Consider the following 22,818-nt stretch of genomic DNA (forward strand, 5'->3'; position numbering starts at 1 on the left):
TTATGAACTAACCTTCCACTAGCAAAAAGTATAGCGTACCTGCCCTTAGAAAGTGTGTCACTTTTTGTACTGAAAACTTAAGAGTTTTTCAGTCATTTTTACCCTTTTTGTAGAAAAACAACTATTGATATTTTCAATACTGTCTTAGAGACTATCCTGCTCCCTTTTACTTCTGTCGATTTATGTTATAAAAGTTTAATAATTTATAGTTCTCTCATCTTTTTGGATGCCTTCTGTCAAGGCAATCCGTCAGATACCGCTCAGGGACATTCAGACAAGATCAAGGATGCTATTATGAAGATTTCGTTGAAGCACTTCGGTCCGGGTGATAAAGCTGAAGAGTGCCCCATTATTATAAGGTCATTGGACACTAATGCTGTTAAGGAATTCATTGATTAACGACAAAAAACCGTCCCCATACGGGGACGGCAAGTGACGTCGGTATTACCGGCGTCTATTACGGTTACGGAGGAAGGTTGGAATGTCCAAGGCCTCGTCACCTTGATTGGCATTACGTGAAGGCTGTTCATTGACTTCTTCCCTCTTCACTTCACGCTTCACGTTTGGCTGTGGCGTTTGTTGTGTCTGAGGTCTAGATTGCTGCTGTTGTCCGAGTGTTGGACGTCCAGTAGGCCTTATTGAAGCTTCAACCTCGTTAAAGCCTGTTGCAATTACCGTAACGACGATTTCATCTTTTAAGTTTTCATTGATAACCGAACCAAAAATCATGTTTACGTCTTGATCGGATGCAGTAGCCACGATATCGGCCGCTTCCTGGACTTCAAATAGACTTAAGTTCGTACCACCGGTAATATTCATCAGTACGCCTTGGGCACCATCAATCGATGTTTCAAGCAACGGACTGGAAATGGCTTTTTTCGCCGCTTCCGCCGCACGGTTTTCCCCTGAGGAAATCCCGATTCCCATAAGTGCGGAACCTTTGTTGGACATGATGGTCTTCACATCGGCAAAGTCCAAGTTAATAAGACCTGGAACAGCAATTAGATCTGAAATCCCTTGTACACCTTGACGAAGTACATTATCGGCTTCACGGAATGCTTCAAGCATTGGCGTGCTTTTATCGACGATTTCAAGGAGGCGGTCGTTCGGAATGACGATCAGTGTGTCAACCGATTCCTTCATGGATGAAATGCCGCCTTGTGCCTGTGTTGCACGTTTTCGGCCTTCGAAGGTAAATGGACGCGTAACTACACCCACTGTAAGTGCCCCTAGATCTTTAGCAATGCCAGCTATGACAGGAGCAGCCCCCGTTCCTGTACCGCCGCCCATTCCAGCCGTTACGAATACCATATCGGCACCTTTAAGCGCTTCTTCTATCTGCTCTTTGCTTTCTTCTGCAGCTTTTTTTCCCACCTCGGGATTGGCACCCGCACCCAAACCGCGTGTAAGCTTCCCGCCGATTTGCATTTTGATTTCTGCTTTTGATAGATTAAGAGCCTGTGCGTCGGTATTGACAGAAATAAACTCAACACCCTGTACACCATGCTCGATCATTCTGTTTACCGCATTGTTTCCGCCGCCGCCAACACCTATTACTTTTATCGTTGCTAATTGTTCTAGATTAGAATCAAACTCCAACATGACAATCCTCCTATTTTGACGAAATTCCCGATTCTTAATGATTGTTATTCAAAAAAGTAACCTAGGATTTTTTTGAATTTAGATTCACCTTTTTCACCTTGTTTTTTAGCCGTGTTCTCTTTGTTTTTCTGAGAAACCTTCTGGCTGCGCTGGTCATTATCTTCTTGTGCTTGTCCAGCTGCTACAGGAGTTTTATTAGCGGTGTTTTTTTGCATTCTCTCTTTCTTGCATGCGTGTTTAATCAAACCAACAGCTGTCGTGTATTGAGGTTCCCTGACACCGATGTAATTCGGTTCAGCTGTCCTTACGCGGTTTTGGAACACATATTGAGCCAGCTCCAGGACTCCCGGCATCTTGACGACGCCCCCGGTCAACACGAAACCACCCGGTATATCCTGGAAGCCAAGTCTCTTCAAATCATCTTGAATCAACTCGAATATTTCGGTCACCCGCGCTTCAATGATATCCGAAAGCATTAACTGGTTGCAGGTCTGCTGCTGATCGCTGCCGATGATCGGTATTTGGAATACTTCATCTTCAGACGCGTCATCATAAAAGGCATGTCCATGCTTCACTTTTATTTTCTCAGCTTCTTCCATCGTTGTCCTTAGAACGATGGAAAGATCCTTCGTAAGTGTTTCCCCGCCTATAGGTATCACAGACGTATATTGTAAATAGCCTTGTTCGAAAATTGCCAGAGTCGTGGAACCTCCGCCAATATCGACAAGTGCCACACCAAGTTCCTTTTCATCCTTGGATAGAACAAGGGAACCTGCGGCTAAGGGCTGAAGGGCGATATCGGTTATTTCTAACCCTGCCCTTTCCACACAGCGCAGCGTATTATGTAAAATTGTCCGAAGACCTGTGATTAAAATCCCTCTCATTTCCAACCGGACACCTATCATGCCCCTTGGATCACTGATTTCATCAAGTTCATCAACTTTGTAATGGATCGGCACCACGTCGATGATTTCCCTGTCGGATGGTATCGTTATTAACTCCGCCGCTTCCCTGACACGGAAAACGTCATGCTCGGTAATCTCTTTATTGTCACTGGATACCGCTACTACCCCATGACACGGCTGAAGCGTCACATGATTTCCGCTTATGCCGACGATTACCTTTTTTATCTCCATCCCTATCATCCGTTCTGCTTGCTCTATAGCCTTTTGAATGGATTGGACGGTTTCATCTATGCCGACGATCGAACCCTTTTTGAGCCCCTCTGATTTAACATTTCCCACACCGATTATATTTAATGTGTCATTGACCATTTCCCCAATGATAACTTTTACACTGGATGTACCGATGTCAAGACTTACGTATATTTCGTTGCTGTTCATTCCATGGCACCTCCTTCAGTTTTATACATGTATTAGTAGAATAACATTTTTATATCGAAGACTTATACATTATAGAATGACAGAACTGATTACAACAACTCGCGAATTTCATAATAAGCGGTTCATTTTTGTATTTCCCGAACAAAACTCGTAGATTTCTCTCTTTACGGTGCTTATCGTTCGCTTCTTTAACGAAACTGATATCCTTAATAAACTAGATACTGCCATAAACTATTCGTCATTTATAACTTAATTCCCTTTAAAATTATCGATTTTTTTTCTGTTTTTCCGGGAAATGGACCATTTTTCAATTAGGATCCTTCTAATCAGGGCAATATTTTGAAACAGCCTTACGCCGAACACAAAGATTGCGGCTAAATATAAGTCTACACCAAGATGTACACCTAGAAAAGCCAAACCTGCGGCTAAAACAATATTAAAGAAGAATCCTGTTACAAAAACAACTTCATCATAAAGATTTTGCAGATGAGCCCGTATGCCCCCAAATAAGGTATCAAAAGCAGCAAGCACGGCAATGGAGAGGTAATTCGAATATTCATGGGGAATATCAAAATCCACCAAAAAACCAAGGGTGATCCCAATCAATAGCCCAAAAACGGGAAGCCACATTACGATTCCCCCCCATCCATAATGGGTTCCATGTGTTTTACATTAATAGCATTTTGGTAGGCCGGCAATGTCAATTCACCGGAAGGCAGCTTAATCTGCACTTCAAAATTATCTATAAAGAAATCATCCATAAGTTCGGAACCTTCTATGCGCTGCTTCAGTTTCTTTGGATTAACGGTTATTGCCTGCAGTTCGACCGGGTAATGAACAAGAGGGTATCCGTCCATTTTCGGCTGCCCATTAATATCACGAATAACCGATGTTGATATATACCTTTGTCCTGAAATGGAAATTTCGTCAGCACCATACCTATACATTTCATTAATGAGCCGAATGATCAATACCGGTGAAATGTACTCGACCTTCTCACCAAGAAGGATATCCGCTTTGATAGGCTGTATAGATACGATGACCCCATTGCCTTTTATTTCGGTCAAACCTGCGTCAGTCTTTAATTCGGTCAGCGTGTCACGCAATACTTCTTCTTTACTCTCATTTTTCTTTGTTTCATAGGATGCTATTTTTCCCTCAAGCTTACTGATACCCTCTATTAACTCCGCCTGGGTCTGCTGTTCTTTCAATAAATCATTTTTCAGCTCCCACATATCCCTTGTATCGGAAACGACAGGCTGATTCACCAAATTGAATTGAATAGCGAGCATGAAGCCAGCAATCAACGTAACCAAACTAAAAGAAAGCTTTTTTTTCATTCCAATTTCTCACCAATCTTTCATCGAATCCGGCGGTCTGATCACCCTCCAATAATTGGATCAAAAATGATATTCTTTTGCTTTTCCACTGTAAAGATAATATTCTCATTAACCAGCTGTTCCTTGATGCCACCGGGCAGGTCCAGTGAAGCACCCAGGACATCCGGGTCCCCGATCGCAGAAATGATGAAGGGAGCAGGATGCTGATGGCCATCGATTGTAATCACAGGCCCATTACAGATTATGTATGAATCATGATTTAACCTTTGACCGTTAATCGCAACAGCCTCTGCACCCGATATGTATAGTTCATTGACGACCTTGAAGACATGCTGTTCATGGACGAGGTAGTTATTAACATTGGCTTCCGAATCCATATCCGTACCATCTTCAAGCGTCACCTGAAGGCCTGAGCCTTTCACTTTCACTTTTCCGAGAAACATCCGGTATTTTTCCGTATCCTTTGCCAAATTGAAAAAAAGCTGTTTTTCCTGCGCTAAGTCCTTTTCTATTTGGGATACATTTTCCTGCTTCTGAAGGAGTTCCTTCTGAAGTTCCCGGTTCTGTTTCTCTTGTTCGATCAGCTGCTGCCTGAGCTCATATTCCTGGTCCCAGGCTTTATCCTTCCCTGCACCTTCACCATCTTTGGTCAGATTGTAAGAGAAGGCAATCATGAATCCGAGAACCACGCAAACCAGGGGTAAAACCACCCGTTTGCCATTAATTTTCCTCATTGGTGTCTTCCTTTTGTTCAGCGTCTTCATATGCTTTAAAATAAGAACCCACTTCCAGATCGATGACTCCCTTAACGTCTGGATCCAACTGGCTGACTATCGATGGATAGTGAATCATTTTCTCATATAAAGTACGGCTTGTGGCACTTACTTCAAACCCATCGTTCATAAACATGACGATATGGTAGTCATCGGTTTTGGTTGGAGCGTAATGAATTTCTGAAATGGCATTCTGAATCTCGACAGGAAGCTTGTCCAGCTCTTCTAAAAGCAACTTTAATGGTTTACCCTCTTTGAAACCAATTAAAACAGGGGCAAATACTGGAATTTCGCCTGTTGCTAACTCCTCTAAAACGGACCCGTTTTCCAAAATCGGTGCAAACTTCCCATTATTGGACAGATATGCCATCCTGTTATGTTCCGAAACCGTAATTTTAATGGAATTAGGAAATACCGGTGTCACCTTAACGCTTTTTATTTCTTGATTTTTTTTGATATTGGCTGCTGCTTCCCCTGTATCAACCTTCCAGATGCTTCGATCCTTCTTCACCTTACTCAATTTAATGATCTGTTTGGAAGTAATATAACGATTCCCCTCTACCTGCACTGATTTCACATAGCTCAACGGGGATAAGAAATATAGCACACAAGCAACCAGAATGAAGAAAAGGGAAAGCAAAAGAATAAGTCGCCTGTTTGCTTTGCTTTTTCTTAATTGTTTTAATTTCGGGATGCGGTCCTCAATGGAAACGATTTTCCCCTTTTCCATCCCCTTCACCTCTTCCTGAAAAAATGGATGGTTCTTGAAAGTGCGAAATCAAGACAAACTCAATATTTGGTTATTAACAAACTTTAAAAGGTAACACATTATATCACAATATTTGGATATAATGAATCCTATTATTTTCTGCCGATAATTTCCACTTCTGTTTCCATTTCAATTTCAAATTTATCATACACAGTATCCTTCACATGCTGTATCAAGGCTTGAACATCCGCTGCACTTCCATTACCTGTGTTAACGATAAAGTTCCCGTGCATTGGTGAAATCTGGGCACCGCCAATAGAATGACCCTTCAGGCCTGCATTTTCGACCAATTTACCAGCATGATGCGGAAGTGGATTCCTAAATATGCTCCCGGCACATGGAAGATTATACGGCTGGGTTTCTTTACGATAATTCTTGTTATTCTGCATTCTTTCAACGATTTCGATTTTATCGCCCTCTGTCAATTGAAAAATTGCTTCCAGTACGATACCGGGTCTTTTCTTCTGAAGCAGAGAAGTTCGATAAGAAAAATCCATTTCTTCCTTCGAAAGCCAAGCCAACGTTCCATCTTCGAAAAGAACATATGCCGCCTTGAGAATTTCACTCATATCGGAACCGTGTGCCCCAGCGTTCATATAGACGGCTCCGCCGACGGAACCGGGAATCCCACTCGCAAATTCCAATCCTGCATACCCTTTTTTACTGATTTGCACGGACAGGCTGACAAGTGATACCCCAGCTCCTGCTTTTATCTCCGTCCCATTCATCTCGAGATGATCAAGTCCTTTACCCAATTTAAGTACGGCACCTTCAATTCCGCCATCACTGACAAGTAGGTTCGAGCCCCTGCCGACCACCCTCCATGGCATTCCATGCTCTTTGATGACCTGCATCGTTTTTTCTATATTTTCTATGGATGACGGCACGATGAATAAATCGGCCGGCCCCCCAATTTTCATAGTTGTATGATTCGCAAGCGGTTCCTGTTCAAGAACTTTGCCGATTTTCATTTCAGTTAATTGCTTTATCACATTATCCATGATAAACCTCCTTGTTGTTCCAAAAATTCCAAGTTATAATTTTCATTTCCTCTTCCATGAGGTCACTTATATTACAAGATTAATAACGCTTTTTAGCAGAAAAATGAACAGAAGCAAGCCCCAGTACGGCCTAACCCTCTTATACTATAGTCTAAACAAAGCCTTATTGCCAATATTTATTGTGGATTCCACAACATTCATACATGGTAATATTTAAGCGGCATTTCATTTATTTCTAAATTTCGGCAAGGTACCTTCCAAAATCGTTTTCCTGCAAGGGTTTTCAACTAAAAAAAGGAAGCCCTGCGTTTATAACAGGACTTCCCTTTTGCCAAACCATATATTTTATTTATTTCAGAACCTTGAATAACGGCTAATATTCAGGAGCACCCCTATCGCCATCAACATGAGCGTCAGTGATGAACCGCCATAACTCAAGAGGGGCAAGGTGATACCCGTAACTGGCATCAGTCCCGTTACCACCCCTATATTGATCATCACTTGAATGGCGACCATCGCAATGATTCCCACCGCCACAAGGCTCCCATATAAATCAGGTGCACCAAGTGCGATCCGAATGCCCCGCCAAAGCATGAGCGCAAATAATAAAATGACGAGAGAGCCCCCGATGAAGCCTAGTTCCTCGGAAAGTATGGCAAAAATGAAATCAGTCTGCGGTTCTGGTAAATAGAAAAACTTTTGACGGCTTTGCCCGAGTCCCAGTCCGAACAATCCCCCTGGCCCGATTGCATAAAACGATTGAATCATTTGAAATCCACTGCCCAAAGGGTCTTCCCAAGGATCCAGAAAAGACGTGATCCTTTTTATCCGGTATGGCGCTGACAAAATCAGACCGATAAAACCTGCTACCCCGATAAGGCCCAAGCCGACAAAATGACTGATTTTTGCCCCGGAAATAAAAATCATGACGATGCACGTTCCCACCATTACCGTTCCCGTTCCAAGGTCCGGCTGTAACATGATCAAACCAAATGCCAAAAACACTAAACCCAAAGATGGAAGCATCCCTTTTTTAAAGGAGGTGATCAGCTTTTGCCGTTCTGATAAAAATTTAGCTAAAAAAGCGATCATCGCCAGCTTCATGAACTCAGAGGGCTGGACCGAAAAGGCACCTACACCTATCCAGCTCCTGGAACCATTTCTCGCCATCCCTATACCTGGTACAAGCACAGCCAGTAACATAATGAAACATATGATGATAAGGATCTTGGCCCAGGTCCGCCACGTCCAGTAATCCACATTCATGATGAAAAACATGGCTATGACACCAACGCAGGCAAACAGCAACTGCCTTTTAGCAAAATAAAACGAATCATCAAATTTATATGTTGCCCATATGGCACTCGCGCTGTAAACCATGATTAATCCAACAGTCAAAAGACTTAAGGTGACGATAATGAGAATGAGATCAGGATTCGATTTTTTTAATGGCACGGACATCCACCTCTAGGAAGTTTTTCGAGCCTGCGAATATAAACATCAATGCTGATTGCTTGTCAGCACTTTAGTCAAAAAAAAAGCGATAACGGCTCATTATCGCTTCTTTCCTTGGTGTCAACGTAGAAGCAGGTTCACTTCTCTCTGCGAAAGCTCTTACTTAAGTTTATGCACGGCCTCCATAAACATGTCTCCTCTTTGCTCAAAAGTTTTATATTGATCCCAGCTCGCACAAGCTGGGGAGAGAAGAATGCAGTCGCCTTCATTTGAAAATTCAAATGCAGCCGGCACGGCCTTTTCTACATTATCGACACGTTTTATATTCGCTATTCCTATTTCTTTGGCTACCCGTTCAATTTTTTCTGCCGTTTCACCAAAAGTTATCACGGCTTTGACATTTTTCATCGCCGGTTTCAACTCATCGAATTCATTTCCGCGATCCAAACCGCCTGCCAATAAGATGACAGGTTCCGTAAAGGATGTTAGCGCTTTGGATGCTGCAAGAATGTTCGTCGCTTTCGAATCATTATAAAATTTACGGTTATTGATCGTTGCCACAAACTGCAGACGGTGCTCCACACCATAAAATGTTTTCAGTACAGTCTGAATGGCTTCATTAGCTACACCCTTCAGTTTGGCTGACGAGATGGCCGCGAGTACATTTTCCAAATTATGCTTCCCAGGAAGGGCTATCTCTGAAACTTCAATGATTTTTTCTCCTCGGAAACAGGCGGCACCATCTTCCACATAGGCACCATTCTCATGTTTCACTTCAGCTGAAAAAGGAACAAGTTCAGCCTTGGTCTTTTTCGCCATGGATATAACAAGATCTTGATCTGCATTATAAATCATGAAATCCGAGGCTATTTGATTTTTCGTAATGGCAGCTTTTGCTTCGACATATTCCTGTTTGGAACTGTGATAATCCAAATGTGCATCATACAAATTTGTCACGATTGAGATTTCAGGACGAAATTCGTCTATTCCCATTAACTGAAACGACGACAATTCAATGACGATCGAGTCATCGGCCTTCGCTTTTTCAGCAACACCGGAAGCCACTGTCCCAATATTACCGGCAATCAGCGGGGATTTTTCACCGGTCTTCAACATTTCGTATATCAATGTGGTCGTGGTAGTTTTCCCATTTGTACCAGTGATTCCTATGAAAGGTGCCTCACTTATCTGATAGGCCAGTTCAACTTCCGTGATAACAGGAATCCCTTTTTCCAATGCCCCTTTTATAATAGGGTTCCGATAGGGGATTCCGGGGTTTTTCACGATCAGCTCGAAACCTTCATCAAGAAGCTCGATCGGATGACTGCCGCAGATGACTTTGATTCCCTGTTCAAGAAGTCCTTGAGCCTCAGGATTTTCCGATAATGGCTTCATGTCATTAACCGTCACGAACGCACCTAATTTATGTAGAAGCGAAGCTGCCATCACTCCGCTTTTTGCCAAACCCAATACTAATATCTTTTTCTCTGAATACTTTGCAGTCTCTTTCAATTATATCCACACCTCTAAATAGATTCCGAGTACCGCACACAGCAGCCCCACTGTCCAGAAAGTCACGACGACGCGCCATTCCGACCAGCCTGAAAGCTCATAATGGTGGTGAAGCGGACTCATTTTAAAAATACGTTTACCAGTCGTTTTAAAAGACCCTACCTGCAGGATGACCGAGAGCGTCTCAATGACGAAGACACCGCCAATGATTACCAGGAGGATTTCAAGCTTCGTTAACAAAGCGATGGTTGCGATCGCTCCTCCAAGGGCCAAGGAACCGGTATCCCCCATGAAAACCTTTGCTGGATGTGCATTGAATACCAAAAATCCAAGTACTGCACCGACAACCGCCACCGAAAAAATGGCGACATCATATTGTGACTGACTCCATGCCAAAATGGCAAAAGCACCAAAGGCAATGGCTGATGTTCCTGAGACAAGTCCATCAAGCCCATCCGTCAAATTGACGGCATTCGAAAAACCTACAAGCCAAAAAATAACGATAAACAGATAAAACCAGCCAAAATCAAAAGAAAAGTCAGTGCCTGGAATCGTCAATTCAGGATTAAAACGGTCTGTCTGCTTAAAGACGAAATAAAAGATGACCGAAATCACAATTTGTCCAAGCAGTTTTTGCTTGGAAGTCAATCCTAGGTTACGCTTCATGACCACTTTGATGAAATCATCCAGGAAACCTAATAAACCAAAACCTAAAGTAACGAATAATAATAAATACGTTTCGGTTGAAGGTGCCGAAAATTTCAAAGTCATGATTAGTGTAGCGATGGTAACGGATAATAATATGACCAAACCGCCCATGGTGGGTGTTCCCGTTTTCTTCAGATGCGATTGTGGGCCTTCTTCCCTGATACTTTGCCCGAATTTCAATCTTCTTAAAAACGGGATGAAAATCGGCGAAAGAAGAACGGTTACTAAAAACGCCACCAAAATCGTATAAAAAATCACTTGTTCCAACATTCCTTACTCCCTCATTCCTAACACAATTCAAATATAAAATTCTGCTTGATGTCTTTTCTTATTTGCTGCAGGGCAATTTCAGCTTCGGTTCAAACTGAACCCAAACGACTTTGAATCGCCTTTTCCGCTTCTTCACGGTCATCGAAGTGAAGCACTTCGTCACCGACCAATTGATAGGTTTCATGACCTTTTCCAGCTATTAATATAACATCGCCCTCTTCCGCCTTGGAAACAGCGTAAGCTATCGCCTGCCTGCGGTCTTCGATAACCGTATATTCTTTGCCTGCTACACCAGCTTCCATGTCCCGCAGGATCTGGGCAGCATCTTCACTGCGCGGATTATCCGAAGTGAAGATCGGGTCAGTCGCCAAGCTGCAAGCAATTTCGGCCATGATGGGGCGCTTTGTCTTGTCTCGGTCCCCGCCGCAGCCCACTATCACAAAGATTTTCTTTCTAGCAAACTCACCAACAGTCTTGAGAACATTTTCTAAACTGTCCGGAGTATGTGCATAGTCAACAATGACCGGAAAGTCCTGATTTGCTGCAATGAGCTCAAAACGGCCTGCAACACCTTTTATTTCCTCGATGGATCTAATTGTCTCATCCAGATCGTTACCGGCGCACAGAGCGGCAGAGATGGCAGAGAGTACATTATAAACACTGAATTTACCAATTAGCTTCAGCTGAATGTAACGCTCTTCTTTACCAGCTGTCAAGGTGAAAGATGTGCCATTTGCATCAATTTTTATATCCGTGGCCCTGATATCTGCTTCTTTATCTATGCCGTATGTAACCACTGTAGCAGCAGTCGCTTTAATGAAATCAGCTGTTGCCTCATCATCAGCATTAAGCACAGCATATTTAGGACGGTTTTCTATGTAAGCATTGCCGAGCTGTGAGAAAAATAAGGATTTTGCCTGCCTGTATCTGTCCATGGTTTTATGAAAATCCAAATGATCCTGTGTAAGATTCGTAAAGACGGCAATATCATAATCACAGCCATGGACGCGTCCAAGCTCAAGTGCATGCGATGAGACTTCCATAATGGCCGTGGTAACGGATGCTTCGGCCATTTCATGAAAAGCCTTCTGCAGCGTTACGCTATCTGGCGTCGTATTCTTAGTTTCATATACCTTATCGGCAATTTTTGTATACATCGTGCCAATCAAGCCCGTTTTTTCTTGTCGATCCTCGAAAATCTTTTCCAATAAGTGACTGGTCGTCGTCTTTCCATTCGTACCTGTAATTCCGATCAAGCGCATCTTTTGAGTCGGATGGCCATAGAATGCATCGGCAAGCACCGCCATCGCCCTGCTCGAATCCCTGACTACGATCACGGGAACATCGAGGTCAAGCGGCCTTTCGGCAATGACTGCTGCAGCTCCATGATCTACAGCAAGTTGGGCAAAATCATGACCATCGACTGTATAACCTTTTATACAAACAAATAAACTTCCGTCTATGACTTTACGGTTATCATTTTCAATGGAGGTGATTTCAGGATTTTCTCCTTCATACGTAAATAAGGAGTTTAAATAAGATAGTAATTTGTGAAGCTTCATTTTTCCATCCCTCTCAACTTAATTTGAGGATTCATTATATGTGATTAGCCTTGGCTTGTCGAGAAACCAATTTCAATTATACGGGGTTATCCCGACTCCGTAAACAAAGCGGCTGATGATTCTTCAGCCGCTTTAACTATTCATATATTATATTATACTTATTCTGTATTTTCGCCAAGATAAATTCTTATTGTAGAGCCTTGTTTTACTTTAACGCCTGGATCCGGGGCTTGATTTATGACTTTATCCCCATTTCCGGCAATATCCAGCTTAAGGTCGATGAGCTGGGTTTGCAACTCTTTTTTGCTGAGACCCACAACGTCAGGTACCTCGACCATGACGGGATCCGTCCAGACCGTTTCCTTCTCAATCTGGTTTTTCCTTGGCTTGATGCCCATGGCCCTAAGTGAATCCTCCATGATGTTCCCAACGATCGGTGCGGCAACTACCCCGCCGAATTGTACCGTTCCTTTCGGATTATCCACCGCTATATAAACGACGATTTGCGGATCATCCGCCGGTGCGACACCAATGAATGAGAGAATATAATTATTTTCAAGGTATCGGCCATTTTCAGCTTTTTGGGCTGTACCCGTTTTCCCGCCGACCCGGTACGACTCCACGAATGCTCCTTTACCGCTACCTTGGGCGACAACGGATTCAAGTGCTTCACGGACTTTCTTCGAGGTTGCTTCTGAAATCACCTTTTTCTTCGCCTGTGGGGTCTTTCGCATCAGCACTTCCCCATTTTTGGGGTTCACCAGTTCCTTCGCGATATAAGGTGTATACAAAGTTCCGCCATTCACAGCCGCCGATACCGCTGTCACCTGCTGAATGGGCGTTACGGCTACACCTTGTCCAAACGCGGTCGTTGCCTGCTCAACCGGACCCACCTGATCCATGTTGAACATGATTCCTTTTCCTTCACCGGTTAAATCAATCCCCGTCTTTTGCCCAAACCCGAAATCATTTATATATTTAAACAGCTTGTCTTTACCAAGCCGGTTCCCTAATTCTACAAAACCTGGGTTACATGAGTTCTCGACGACTTCAAGAAAAGTTTGGTCCCCATGTCCACCGCTTTTCCAGCAATGCAGTGTAGACCCTGACACTTCCACATGTCCGGAATCATAAAAATGTTCCTTTTCTAAGTCGACCTTCCCTTCCTCAAGCGCCGCAGCTAGTGTGATGATCTTAAAAGTCGAACCTGGTTCATATATACTCCAAACTGGTAAATTACGATTATACACTTCTGAAGGTACATTTTGGAAATTAGCTGGGTCGAAGGTTGGCCTGCTAGACATTGCCAATATTTCCCCTGTATTCGGGTTCATTGCAATGGCAATTATACCATCGGGGTCATATGTCGCCTCCGCATTATCGAGCTCCCTCTCCACAATTGTCTGGATTTTGCTATCGATCGTAAGCTTCAAGTTATCACCATCAACAGGAGGCTTATAGTCATCGGCCATATTCTCAAGCCGTTTCCCTTTCGCATCCGAGTAAAATTTAACAAATCCTTTTTCCCCGCTTAGTTCCTTATCATACGACAATTCAATACCCATCAACCCTTGATTATCAGAGCCCGTAAAGCCAAGGACATGCGAAAGGTATTCACCAAATGGGTAATGGCGCTTTGAATCTTCAGCGATATAAACGCCCTTTATCCCTAATGCTTTAATTTCCTTCGCCTTTTCATGAGATATCTTTCTGCCTTCCGGAATCCTGACGCTCATCGCCTGTTTCGTTAACCATTGATAAGCCTTTTCCTTTGTCATATCCAATATTGAAGCAAGCTGTTCCGCCGTCTCCCCAGGATTCTCGATCTGCCTTGGGATGACATAGACCGTTGGCGCAGATATATTCGTTGCCAGCTCGACACCATTCCGATCCAGAATTTCTCCTCGTTTGGCTTCAAAAGGAATATTCCTGCTCCAGGAATCTTTAGCCAGCCCCGTCAACTTATCCCCTAGATAAAACTGTACAATTCCCAATCGGATATCAATGATAAAAAAAACAACGATACCGATCGCCAATGCTATTGCCAGCCGTTTTCGGACAGTAACATTCGAAACACGCAAAAACAGGCACCTCCATTTCATACATGCTTCAATATATGCTTGTCTACTCGATGCTAGACTAGAAACTTTGAAAGAAATAAAGAGGAAATCCAAATGGATTCCCTCTTTATCTTCACTCTGTTTTCTCTTTAGTCGGTATATCTACACCAGCCCCATCAGGCTGGGATAATTCAATATTGATGGATTCTCCTTCCTTCACCTTTTTCCCGGCCTCAAGACTCTGTTTACTCACATATCCAGTACCTTCAGTTTTCAGATCCAGTTTTGCAACCTTAGCCAATTTCATGACATCGCGCAGGGACCAACCCTTCATGTCAGGAACTTTCATTTCACCTTCCGTCCTCAGGATTATCTTTTCACCCTGTAACAGTATGCTCCCGGCTTTTGGGGATTGATCGACCACTTTACGTCCACTTCCGATCGTACTTACATCATAGCCAAGTTCCTTCAGTTCTTTGGCAGCTGAACTCTCGGTTTGATTCGTATAGTCAACGATTTTATTTGCTTTTTGTTTTTTAACATCAGATGGTTTGATGTTTAGATATTGCAGGCTATTTTGCATGACAGGATTAAAGATCTCTGACAAAGGATCGGCCCCAACATAAGATACACCTAACTTCGGCTGCTTGACCGCCACATACATGACCAACTGCGGATCATCTTTTGGAGCCATACCTAGAAAGGAGAATACATAGTTATTTTTCCCTTCTAAATATCCACCTGTCGGACCTGGAATTTGTGCAGTACCGGTTTTTCCCGCTACTTCATATCCATCAATGGCATATTTTTTCCCAGTTCCTTTTTTCGCGGAAATTACCGTTTCCAAATAATCACGTACCTGTTTTGCAGTTTCTTTCGAAATCGGTTGCCCTGTCACTTTCGGCTTTGTCGTTTTCAAAATTTTGCCGGTATCTTGATCGGAAATGCTTTTTATCACGTATGGCCGCATCATTTTTCCGTCATTGGCTACTGCGGATGCAGCTTGGATTTGTTGAATCGGTGTAACGGTCGAACCCTGTCCAAAGGATGTGGTCACTTTTTCAAGCTTATACTTGTATTGAATTTTACCGGTTATCTCGTTCGGCAGGTCAATTCCCGTTTTTTTATCAAATCCGAACTTAGTTAAATACTCACGAAAAGTTTCCGCCCCTATCTTATCCATTGCAAGTGTAGCAAAAGCGACATTGGAGGAGCGTTGAACCCCTTCAAGAAAGGTCATGCTCTTCCCTCTTTCGATTCCGCTATGATCTCCGATTTTCCCCGATCCGGCTTTGTAGGTTCCTGCAACAAAAGTTTCATTCGGATTAAAGACCCCTTCCTCAACAGCCGCGGCAAGGGTGAATGTTTTCATCGTTGAACCCGGTTCGAAGGTTTCTTCAATAGCCAGGTTACGCCATGTATCCGTAAGCCCGACTTTCGTTGTCGGATGGAAGGTAGGCCTTTGCCCCATCGCCACAATCTCCCCCGTTTTTGGATTGGAGACAATCGCTATGATTTGCTCGGGATCGTATTTTTCCTGCACTTTGCTCATCGAATCTTCCAAGAACGTTTGTATTTTCTTATCGATGGTCAGCATGACATCATTGCCATTATCCGGGGCAACCACCTTTTCCTCCTTATCCGGTAAAAGGAAGCCCCATGAGTCACTGTCATATGTCAGCTTCCCATCCGTTTCCTGCAATTCTTTATTGAGGTACCTTTCAATGCCGAACTTACCAGCCATTTCTCCCGTTTCTTCATCCTTTTCTACATAGCCAATCAGATGGGAGGCGAAAATTCCATTAGGATAGAAACGTTTATTGGTTCTTCCGAATGTAATTCCCGGCAGTTCCAATTTTTCTATTTGCTGCTTGACGACCTGAGTCAAATCCTTGCCGGCACTGCCAAATTCCACCTGGTATGCCCCTTTTTTCGTAAGTCTTTCATAAATGTCCTGTTCATCCATGTCGATATATTTTGCAAGCTTACTCGCGGTCATCTCCGGATCCTTGACATGCTCGGGCTCCTTTTCACTGAGTACAGCCCTTAAGATATAGGAGGAAGTATCCTCGGCGATGACTTCACCCTTTGTATCGAGTATGCTTCCCCTTTTGGCTTCTATGACCTGTTTTTTTTCATATTTCTTGTCGATTTTCGAAGCCAGTACCTCCCCGCCTGCTGTTCCTGTCACCTGAATATACAAAAAGCGGCAGACTAATACAAAAAAGAGCAGGCCGAATAAGAAGAATAATCCGGCTGCCCCATGCTTCATATTTTTTTGTTTCTGCATTATCACTGCACACCCTTCACATTATTCTCATTTAGCTTGAACCCTAGCGCTGCAGCTTTTTTCCAAATTCTTTCGTATGTACTAAGTTCAGCAACCTGCACTTTCAAATCATCATTCACTTTGCCCTGTTCTTCAATCGACGTTTCCACTAGCTGGATCTCTTTATTCGTTTCATAGATGGCCGCTTGATTAGAGACAATTTTCACTCCCATAAAGGTAACCATGATAGCAAGGGCACATAGTAAGAAAACTTCACCAATGGATATCTTCGCTTTACGGATGACCACTGTTTGATGTGTCTGTTGCGGCTGTTGGTCTTCATATTGCTGTTCTTGCATTTTTTTGGCTATGGAACTCATTCATGTTCCCCCTTACTGATTTTTTTCTGTAATTATTGCTTTTCGGCGATTCTTAGCTTAGCCGACCGGGAACGATTATTCCCTTCCAATTCTTCTTCTGAAGGTAAAATCGGTTTTCTCGTAATAATTTTCATAGTTGGCTTGAATTCATCCGGGATAACTGGAAGTCCAGGCGGAAGGTCCGGCATGCTACTGGCCTTTTTAAATACCGTTTTACAAATTCTATCTTCAAGCGAATGGAAGGTAATGACAGATATCCTTCCCTCTTTATCCAAAAGCGATATGGCTTGCTCCAAGGAATCTTCAAAGACACCAAGTTCGTCATTCACAGCGATTCTTATTGCTTGGAACACTCGTTTCGCAGGGTGTCCGCCTTTACGTCTTGCCGGGGCCGGTATCCCATCCTTAATTAACTCCACAAGCTCGAACGTCGTTTCAATAGGTTTTATTTCACGTGCCGCTTCAATTTTCCGAGCAATTTGTTTCGAAAACTTTTCTTCTCCATATTGGAAGAAAATTCTCAGTAAATCATGGAATGACCATGTATTCACGACATCATAGGCAGAAATGGCAGCACTTTGGTCCATCCTCATATCCAAAGGTGCATCATGGTTATAGCTGAAACCACGCTCTGGTGTATCCAATTGTGGGGATGACACACCTAAATCATAAAGGATCCCGTCCACTTTCTCGATTCCCCGGGCATTCAACTCTTCTTTTAAGTATTTAAAATTATTAGGAACAAGAACAATACGTTCGCCATAGCTTTCCAACTTTTCCTTAGCATTTCGAATCGCCGTTTCGTCCTGATCAAAAGCATAAAGCCTGCCTTTATCAGAGAGCTGTGAAAGTAAGTATTCGCTGTGACCGGCTCCTCCTAAAGTACAATCCACATAAATTCCATCAGGTTTGATGTTCAATCCATCAACCGTCTCTTTTAATAACACTGTTGTATGTTGAAACATGCTAGACATCCTTCCAATCGGTTATTGAGTGACTCTATTTCTGAGGGCAGCCTTAAATATCAAAGCCAATCATATTTTCTGCTATCTCAGCGAAAGAATCCTCCGAAGCTGAAAAATAGTTTTCCCAAAGGGATTTGCTCCAAATCTCAATACGATTGGTAACACCAAGAATTACACATTCTTTTTCCAATTGGCCATATGAAGTAAGCGGCGTGGGGATATTAATTCGCCCTTGTTTATCAATTTCGCATTCTGTAGCTGCAGAAAAGAAAAAACGGGTAAAGGCTCGGGCATCTTTTTTTGTTAAGGGCAGGGCTTTCAGCTTTTCTTCAAGCAGCTTCCACTCTTCCATAGGGTAACCAAATAAACATTGATCGAGTCCGCGGGTAAGAACAAATTGCTCCCCGAGATTTTCCCTGAATTTCACCGGGACTATCAAACGGCCCTTTATGTCGATGTTATGATGGTACTCTCCCATGAACATACCCATTACCCCCACATTCTAATCTCAATGTACCACATTCCCCCACCTTTCTCCACTTGTTTTTACTTTCTCCTTCCAAGTAAAAATTCCCTTCTTTTCTACTTAAGTTTATTTAGCCAAATTATTCAAAGAAACGTGCATTTCCCTCGAATTGACTCAGACTAAGACGCAGCCTCACTATTACTGTCGAAGCACTACCTGACAAGTACCCGGGAAACAGAAAAAAAGACAGGCTTTTTAGCACCTGTCTTTCTTTTCACTTTTTAATCCCTCCGTCAGGATTGGAAAGTGGCAATCCTATTCAAAATGATCAGTCCACCACTTTCCCCCAAAACGGATGGTTATTCTAAATGAAAATCAATTTATGCTGATTATTGAACCGGTATTCCAGTTTCATCATATCCCGAACGAACTCTGGCCCGTATTGATTCAAGTAATAAAAAACGTTCCAAATCCGCTCTTGGGGTGATTCAAGAGGGTACAGTGAATTTGCTATCCGTTCATATCTTTTCAATATGACCGAATGCCGTTCCTTTGTACGGTCACCGATTTTGCCATACATGAAATTCAATTGCTTTTGGATGAATTCGATATTTTTGTTCAGCATCGGCTCAAGTCCTCTATCTAAAGAAACAGCGTGGACAAATAGCTTTTCATGGTTCTCTTCAAGCTGTGATTTCAGCGTCCCGAACAGGGTTTCAATCGTCTCATCCTTCACGGAATCAAGGTAACTTTTCACAGCATTAGCGGTTCCTTCAGTCAGAACAGTTTCCAAACTGAGTTCCATTTCTTCAAGATCGCTATGGATACTGCGCTCTACCAGCGTGATGTTTAACCTAGGAATGATTGGCGGCATCTTCATGGAAAACAACTCAAATACCTTTTTTAATTCTGCCCAATAAGCTATTTCCGCTGGCCCAGAAACGAAAGCCAATACAGGGAAAAGCATTTCCTGCATAAGTGGGCGTGTAATGACATTGTTGCTTAAGCGTTCTGGATGATTTTTGGCTATCTGCAACAGTTCGAGCTCGGTAAATGATACCTCACCGTTTTTTCCGCTGAAACCGCCTTCTACACGTTCGAGTAAACATCGATCTTTTTTTTCTGGATCATAATAAAATAAATTAGCAGCTTGTTTATCCATTTCAATCATTTTTGCATACCCTTTCGCATGCATGAATGATTGCTGTTCCTCGACCACTTCAGCAATCCGTCCACTTTCATTGACCATCGATTCAAAATATGCCTTCTCAATTCGCCTTAATTCCGGATCTCCGGCATCGACTAGTAAAAGGCCATATTCTTTGAACCATTCATGAATCAGCCTGGCGAAGAAGTCGACGAAGGTATTCGATTGCTTAATGGTTTCCTTCATCTCAATCAGGAGTTTATTCGTAAAGGCCGTTTCTCCATATGTTTCAATGATTTCCTCAAGCCACTTCTCTGCCTTTTCCGTTTCCAGCTCCACGTCGGAAACCATTGTTTTATACGATTGATAGGAAGGATAGGTTTTTTTATCGGGTTTACCGTTTTTCATGACATAAACATGATTGACTTCAGCCAAATCATGATCTTCTCCAGCTATCCAAAAAACTGGGATGACTGGCTGCCCCAATTCTTTTTCCTGTTCTTCCGCAAGCTTAATGATCGAAATCACTTTATGAATGGTATACAGCGGCCCTGATAATAACCCTGCCTGCTGTCCCCCAATCACAACCACGGAATCATCCATGCGCAACCTTTCAATATTCCCCTTAACTGCCTCACTGAATGAAAGACGAGACATGTATTGTTGTATGTAATTCGACAATTCATCACGTGAAAAAGAGCGGTTCATCAATTCACTATATCTATTGAGATAAATGTCAGGCTTAGACAAGTCATAGTGAAAATAATCCTCCGTTTCAAGACGGTTTTGTAAATAGTCCGATGCAAAACGGTTTAAAGATGGTAACGCGAGATCTTTCATCTCCATTTCTGTTCTCCCTTTCTCTGCAACTACAATTCTTTTTAGAGTATAACATTCCGGTTTAAGAAAACAAAAGAAGTTGCCCAGCAGCAGAAAATTGATGCGATGTTCTATGTTATGTAGTCAATATCTTCGTAATACTCGTAATTATACCAATGGAAAATAACAGAAGGTAAGCCACGAAAAAGAAGGCGAAGTTCACTCTCCAAAAACCCTTTAATACCTTATGGAAAATGATTTCTTCTTTTACCTTGTAATGGACAAGGGCCACCACGAATGCGTTAAGAATCATGATGAGCATGATCACCCAAAGAATTTGCTTATCCCAAATCGTAATGATCAAATAATGGACGGATAATATGAACAGCAGCGTACTCATGTCCATTGCAAATTGAACGGAGCGCCTATGGTTTCCAGTGAATTGTTTAGCACTTATAAAAAAAAGTATGTATCCTGCGAAAGGCAAGGTAATAAATATCGCGGCAAGGTTTGAAACTACGTACGGCACATCCTCATCCCCCCTGAGACTCTTTTCCTTTGACCATCTTATATAAAGAAGACGTCAGGCAATCACTTTTCCCTTTGCTCTTTGCCTCCGAGAGGATATGACCCAAAATAGCATCAATTTCCGTTTTACGGCCATTTTCTAAATCTTTTAGCATCGACGATCGATTTTCCGCTGTTGCCATACAAACGGACCTCACATTTTCAAAGGACTCATCCTTATTTTGAAGTTCCAAAATACCGGAGACTTCTTCAAAAAGGTCTTGAAACAATCGGTAATAAAAGGGATTGTTGATCAAACCGCCATTTTCCACGCCAAGTATCGCTGTTAATGGATTTATCACTGCATTGACGACAAGCTTATCCATCAGCATCGAGTGAAAATCCTCACTCTTCGTAAAAGGAAAATGATCGATCTTTTCATCCACTAACGATAGTTGCTCAAGTTCCCCTTTAAAGGAAGCGACCCTTGTAATGCCGAGCCCTGTATGCTCGACGGTATTCCCGTCATGTTTCAATGCCCCATGCTCCACCACCCCCACATATATGGTCGGGGATTGAAGCTGCTTTAAATAAGAAATATGTCCATAGCCATTCTGCAAGAATAGCAATGGAACCTGAATACCTTTGATTCTAGGCAGTATTTGCGGCAGGTGATACTGCTTGACGGCCAGTATAAGAAGATCCACATCCGATACCCCTTCATCCAGCCCCATAGAAATGATGCCTGTCAGCAGCCGGCTTTCATCATCCGCAATAAGACGGATTCCATCACGTTGGATGATGGACGCCTGATCCGCAGTATGGGTATAGAGAGTCACACGATGTTTTTCACTTAAACGAGACGCAAACAGCAGACCGATGGCCCCTCCCCCAATGATTCCAATCCTCATAAAACCCTTCCTTACTTTTTGAAATATATTTACTATTTTATCACATTATCTTTTTTATCCCGCATCAATTTAACATCAACTGCTTTTGAAACGCAGCCAACCTGATTGAATGAAGTTGAACTGCCATCAACAAGGCTCGCCATAAAATATCAATGGAAAGAATTATTAATACGCCAGATATATTCTCTTCTTTAAGCGTTAATTTAATGGTATATTAGATACGAAAAGCTTAGCCATTTTGAAGACTTTATAGGAACAAAAGATAACTCCAATCTCTACCCACGAGAAAAACGAAGGGAAAAGGGCGGGGGATAAAAGGCTATAAGCATTTAATCAGCTAGGATAAATCGATGATGTCATACTAGATATAACCTAAGCTGGAATTCCACATGGTAAAGATCAGTGGGATGACTTTCAAAGGGTACTTATCGGAAGAGGTTTATCAGAATTAAGGGGGAGCTTTTTTATGGAATACAAGGTTGAACGATTACTTGTAAATTTTAAAACGCTTGAGGAATTCAAAAAATTCAAAGAATACGGGATACAGGAACTGTCCATGCTCGATGATTTAGAGGCTAACATCATCGAAAATGACAGCCAATCACCTTTTTACGGAATCTTTTATGGCGACAAACTTGTAGCCCGCATGAGCCTGTATAAAAGAAGCGCTAAATTTGACCAGTATTTTGACAATTCTAGGGACTTCCTTGTTCTCTGGAAACTTGAAGTCCTGCCTAACTATCAGAAAAAAGGTTATGGAAGAGCTTTGGTTGAATTCGCCAAAAGCCTGAACATGCCTATCAAAACCAATCCAAGAGTTCATTCACAAGACTTTTGGAAAAAGATGGGTTTTTCTGCTGTTTCCTATGATTTGGACAGGGACCTTGGAGAAAACCCACTGATTTGGAGCCCATTTGACATACAAGATAAAAAAGAAATAGATACGCAAGAATAAGGAA

General features: G+C 42.5%; 20 protein-coding genes. 1 reads left to right on the forward strand and 19 read right to left on the reverse strand.

The window, feature by feature from the left end; genetic code table 11:
- Positions 1-444: 444 nt before the first annotated feature.
- The 19 genes from ftsZ to J7E52_RS23920 all read right to left on the reverse strand — a co-directional run bounded on the left by ftsZ (position 445) and on the right by J7E52_RS23920 (position 21,859).
- On the reverse strand, positions 445-1,602 hold the full coding sequence (gene ftsZ, locus J7E52_RS23830) for a cell division protein FtsZ (RefSeq protein WP_214750822.1): 1,158 nt from the start codon (positions 1,600-1,602) through the stop codon (positions 445-447).
- A gap of 44 nt (positions 1,603-1,646) precedes the next feature.
- Positions 1,647-2,945: a cell division protein FtsA gene (gene ftsA / locus J7E52_RS23835; protein WP_214750823.1), complete on the reverse strand. Its 1,299-nt coding sequence runs from the start codon at positions 2,943-2,945 to the stop codon at positions 1,647-1,649.
- A 249-nt stretch (positions 2,946-3,194) separates the two neighbouring features.
- Positions 3,195-3,575: a small basic family protein gene (locus tag J7E52_RS23840; RefSeq protein ID WP_214750824.1), complete on the reverse strand. Its 381-nt coding sequence runs from the start codon at positions 3,573-3,575 to the stop codon at positions 3,195-3,197.
- On the reverse strand, positions 3,575-4,285 hold the full coding sequence (locus J7E52_RS23845) for a DUF881 domain-containing protein (RefSeq protein ID WP_214750825.1): 711 nt from the start codon (positions 4,283-4,285) through the stop codon (positions 3,575-3,577). Before J7E52_RS23845 ends, J7E52_RS23840 begins: the two co-directional genes overlap by 1 nt.
- Positions 4,286-4,326: 41 nt before the next feature.
- Positions 4,327-5,019 carry a DUF881 domain-containing protein gene (locus J7E52_RS23850; protein ID WP_214750826.1) on the reverse strand — a complete coding sequence of 231 codons (693 nt, stop codon included), beginning with the start codon at positions 5,017-5,019 and terminating at the stop codon, positions 4,327-4,329.
- Positions 5,006-5,788, reverse strand: coding sequence for a cell division protein FtsQ/DivIB (locus tag J7E52_RS23855; protein ID WP_214750827.1), 783 nt, complete (start codon positions 5,786-5,788; stop codon positions 5,006-5,008). Before J7E52_RS23855 ends, J7E52_RS23850 begins: the two co-directional genes overlap by 14 nt.
- 131 nt (positions 5,789-5,919) lie before the next feature.
- Positions 5,920-6,828 carry a UDP-N-acetylmuramate dehydrogenase gene (gene murB, locus J7E52_RS23860; protein WP_214750828.1) on the reverse strand — a complete coding sequence of 303 codons (909 nt, stop codon included), beginning with the start codon at positions 6,826-6,828 and terminating at the stop codon, positions 5,920-5,922.
- A gap of 354 nt (positions 6,829-7,182) precedes the next feature.
- Positions 7,183-8,283 carry a stage V sporulation protein E gene (gene spoVE, locus J7E52_RS23865; protein WP_098371083.1) on the reverse strand — a complete coding sequence of 367 codons (1,101 nt, stop codon included), beginning with the start codon at positions 8,281-8,283 and terminating at the stop codon, positions 7,183-7,185.
- Between the two features lie 159 nt (positions 8,284-8,442).
- Complete coding sequence (gene murD / locus J7E52_RS23870; protein WP_214750829.1) at positions 8,443-9,795, reverse strand: UDP-N-acetylmuramoyl-L-alanine--D-glutamate ligase; 1,353 nt, start codon at positions 9,793-9,795, stop codon at positions 8,443-8,445.
- A complete protein-coding gene (mraY, locus tag J7E52_RS23875) occupies positions 9,796-10,773 on the reverse strand; it encodes a phospho-N-acetylmuramoyl-pentapeptide-transferase (protein ID WP_214750830.1) in 978 nt (325 codons plus the stop codon).
- 89 nt (positions 10,774-10,862) lie between these two features.
- Positions 10,863-12,335 carry a UDP-N-acetylmuramoyl-L-alanyl-D-glutamate--2,6-diaminopimelate ligase gene (locus J7E52_RS23880; protein ID WP_214750831.1) on the reverse strand — a complete coding sequence of 491 codons (1,473 nt, stop codon included), beginning with the start codon at positions 12,333-12,335 and terminating at the stop codon, positions 10,863-10,865.
- Positions 12,336-12,493: 158 nt separating this feature from the next.
- Positions 12,494-14,416, reverse strand: coding sequence for a stage V sporulation protein D (locus J7E52_RS23885; protein ID WP_214750832.1), 1,923 nt, complete (start codon positions 14,414-14,416; stop codon positions 12,494-12,496).
- A 112-nt stretch (positions 14,417-14,528) separates the two neighbouring features.
- Entirely contained in the window at positions 14,529-16,685 is a 2,157-nt protein-coding gene (locus J7E52_RS23890) for a penicillin-binding protein (RefSeq protein ID WP_286198048.1), read from the reverse strand.
- Positions 16,686-16,687: 2 nt separating this feature from the next.
- Complete coding sequence (gene ftsL, locus J7E52_RS23895; protein WP_214750833.1) at positions 16,688-17,044, reverse strand: cell division protein FtsL; 357 nt, start codon at positions 17,042-17,044, stop codon at positions 16,688-16,690.
- 32 nt (positions 17,045-17,076) lie between these two features.
- Positions 17,077-18,009: a 16S rRNA (cytosine(1402)-N(4))-methyltransferase RsmH gene (rsmH, locus tag J7E52_RS23900; RefSeq protein ID WP_034313911.1), complete on the reverse strand. Its 933-nt coding sequence runs from the start codon at positions 18,007-18,009 to the stop codon at positions 17,077-17,079.
- Between the two features lie 52 nt (positions 18,010-18,061).
- Positions 18,062-18,493 (reverse strand): division/cell wall cluster transcriptional repressor MraZ, encoded by a 432-nt coding sequence (gene mraZ, locus J7E52_RS23905; protein ID WP_034313914.1) that lies wholly within the window; start codon positions 18,491-18,493, stop codon positions 18,062-18,064.
- Between the two features lie 346 nt (positions 18,494-18,839).
- Positions 18,840-20,468, reverse strand: a complete 1,629-nt coding sequence (gene bshC, locus J7E52_RS23910) for a bacillithiol biosynthesis cysteine-adding enzyme BshC (RefSeq protein WP_214750834.1) — start codon at positions 20,466-20,468, stop codon at positions 18,840-18,842.
- Between the two features lie 109 nt (positions 20,469-20,577).
- On the reverse strand, positions 20,578-20,970 hold the full coding sequence (locus tag J7E52_RS23915) for a DUF3397 domain-containing protein (protein WP_214750835.1): 393 nt from the start codon (positions 20,968-20,970) through the stop codon (positions 20,578-20,580).
- Positions 20,971-20,974: 4 nt separating this feature from the next.
- Positions 20,975-21,859, reverse strand: a complete 885-nt coding sequence (locus J7E52_RS23920) for a 2-dehydropantoate 2-reductase (protein ID WP_214750836.1) — start codon at positions 21,857-21,859, stop codon at positions 20,975-20,977.
- Positions 21,860-22,325: 466 nt separating this feature from the next.
- Here J7E52_RS23920 and J7E52_RS23925 point away from each other — a divergent pair, with 466 nt between their 5' ends.
- A complete protein-coding gene (locus J7E52_RS23925) occupies positions 22,326-22,814 on the forward strand; it encodes an N-acetyltransferase (RefSeq protein ID WP_214750837.1) in 489 nt (162 codons plus the stop codon).
- Positions 22,815-22,818 lie beyond the last annotated feature (4 nt).

Origin of the sequence: Bacillus sp. ISL-34 (assembly GCF_018613325.1) — a bacterium.
Taxonomy (GTDB): Bacteria; Bacillota; Bacilli; order Bacillales; family DSM-1321; genus Peribacillus.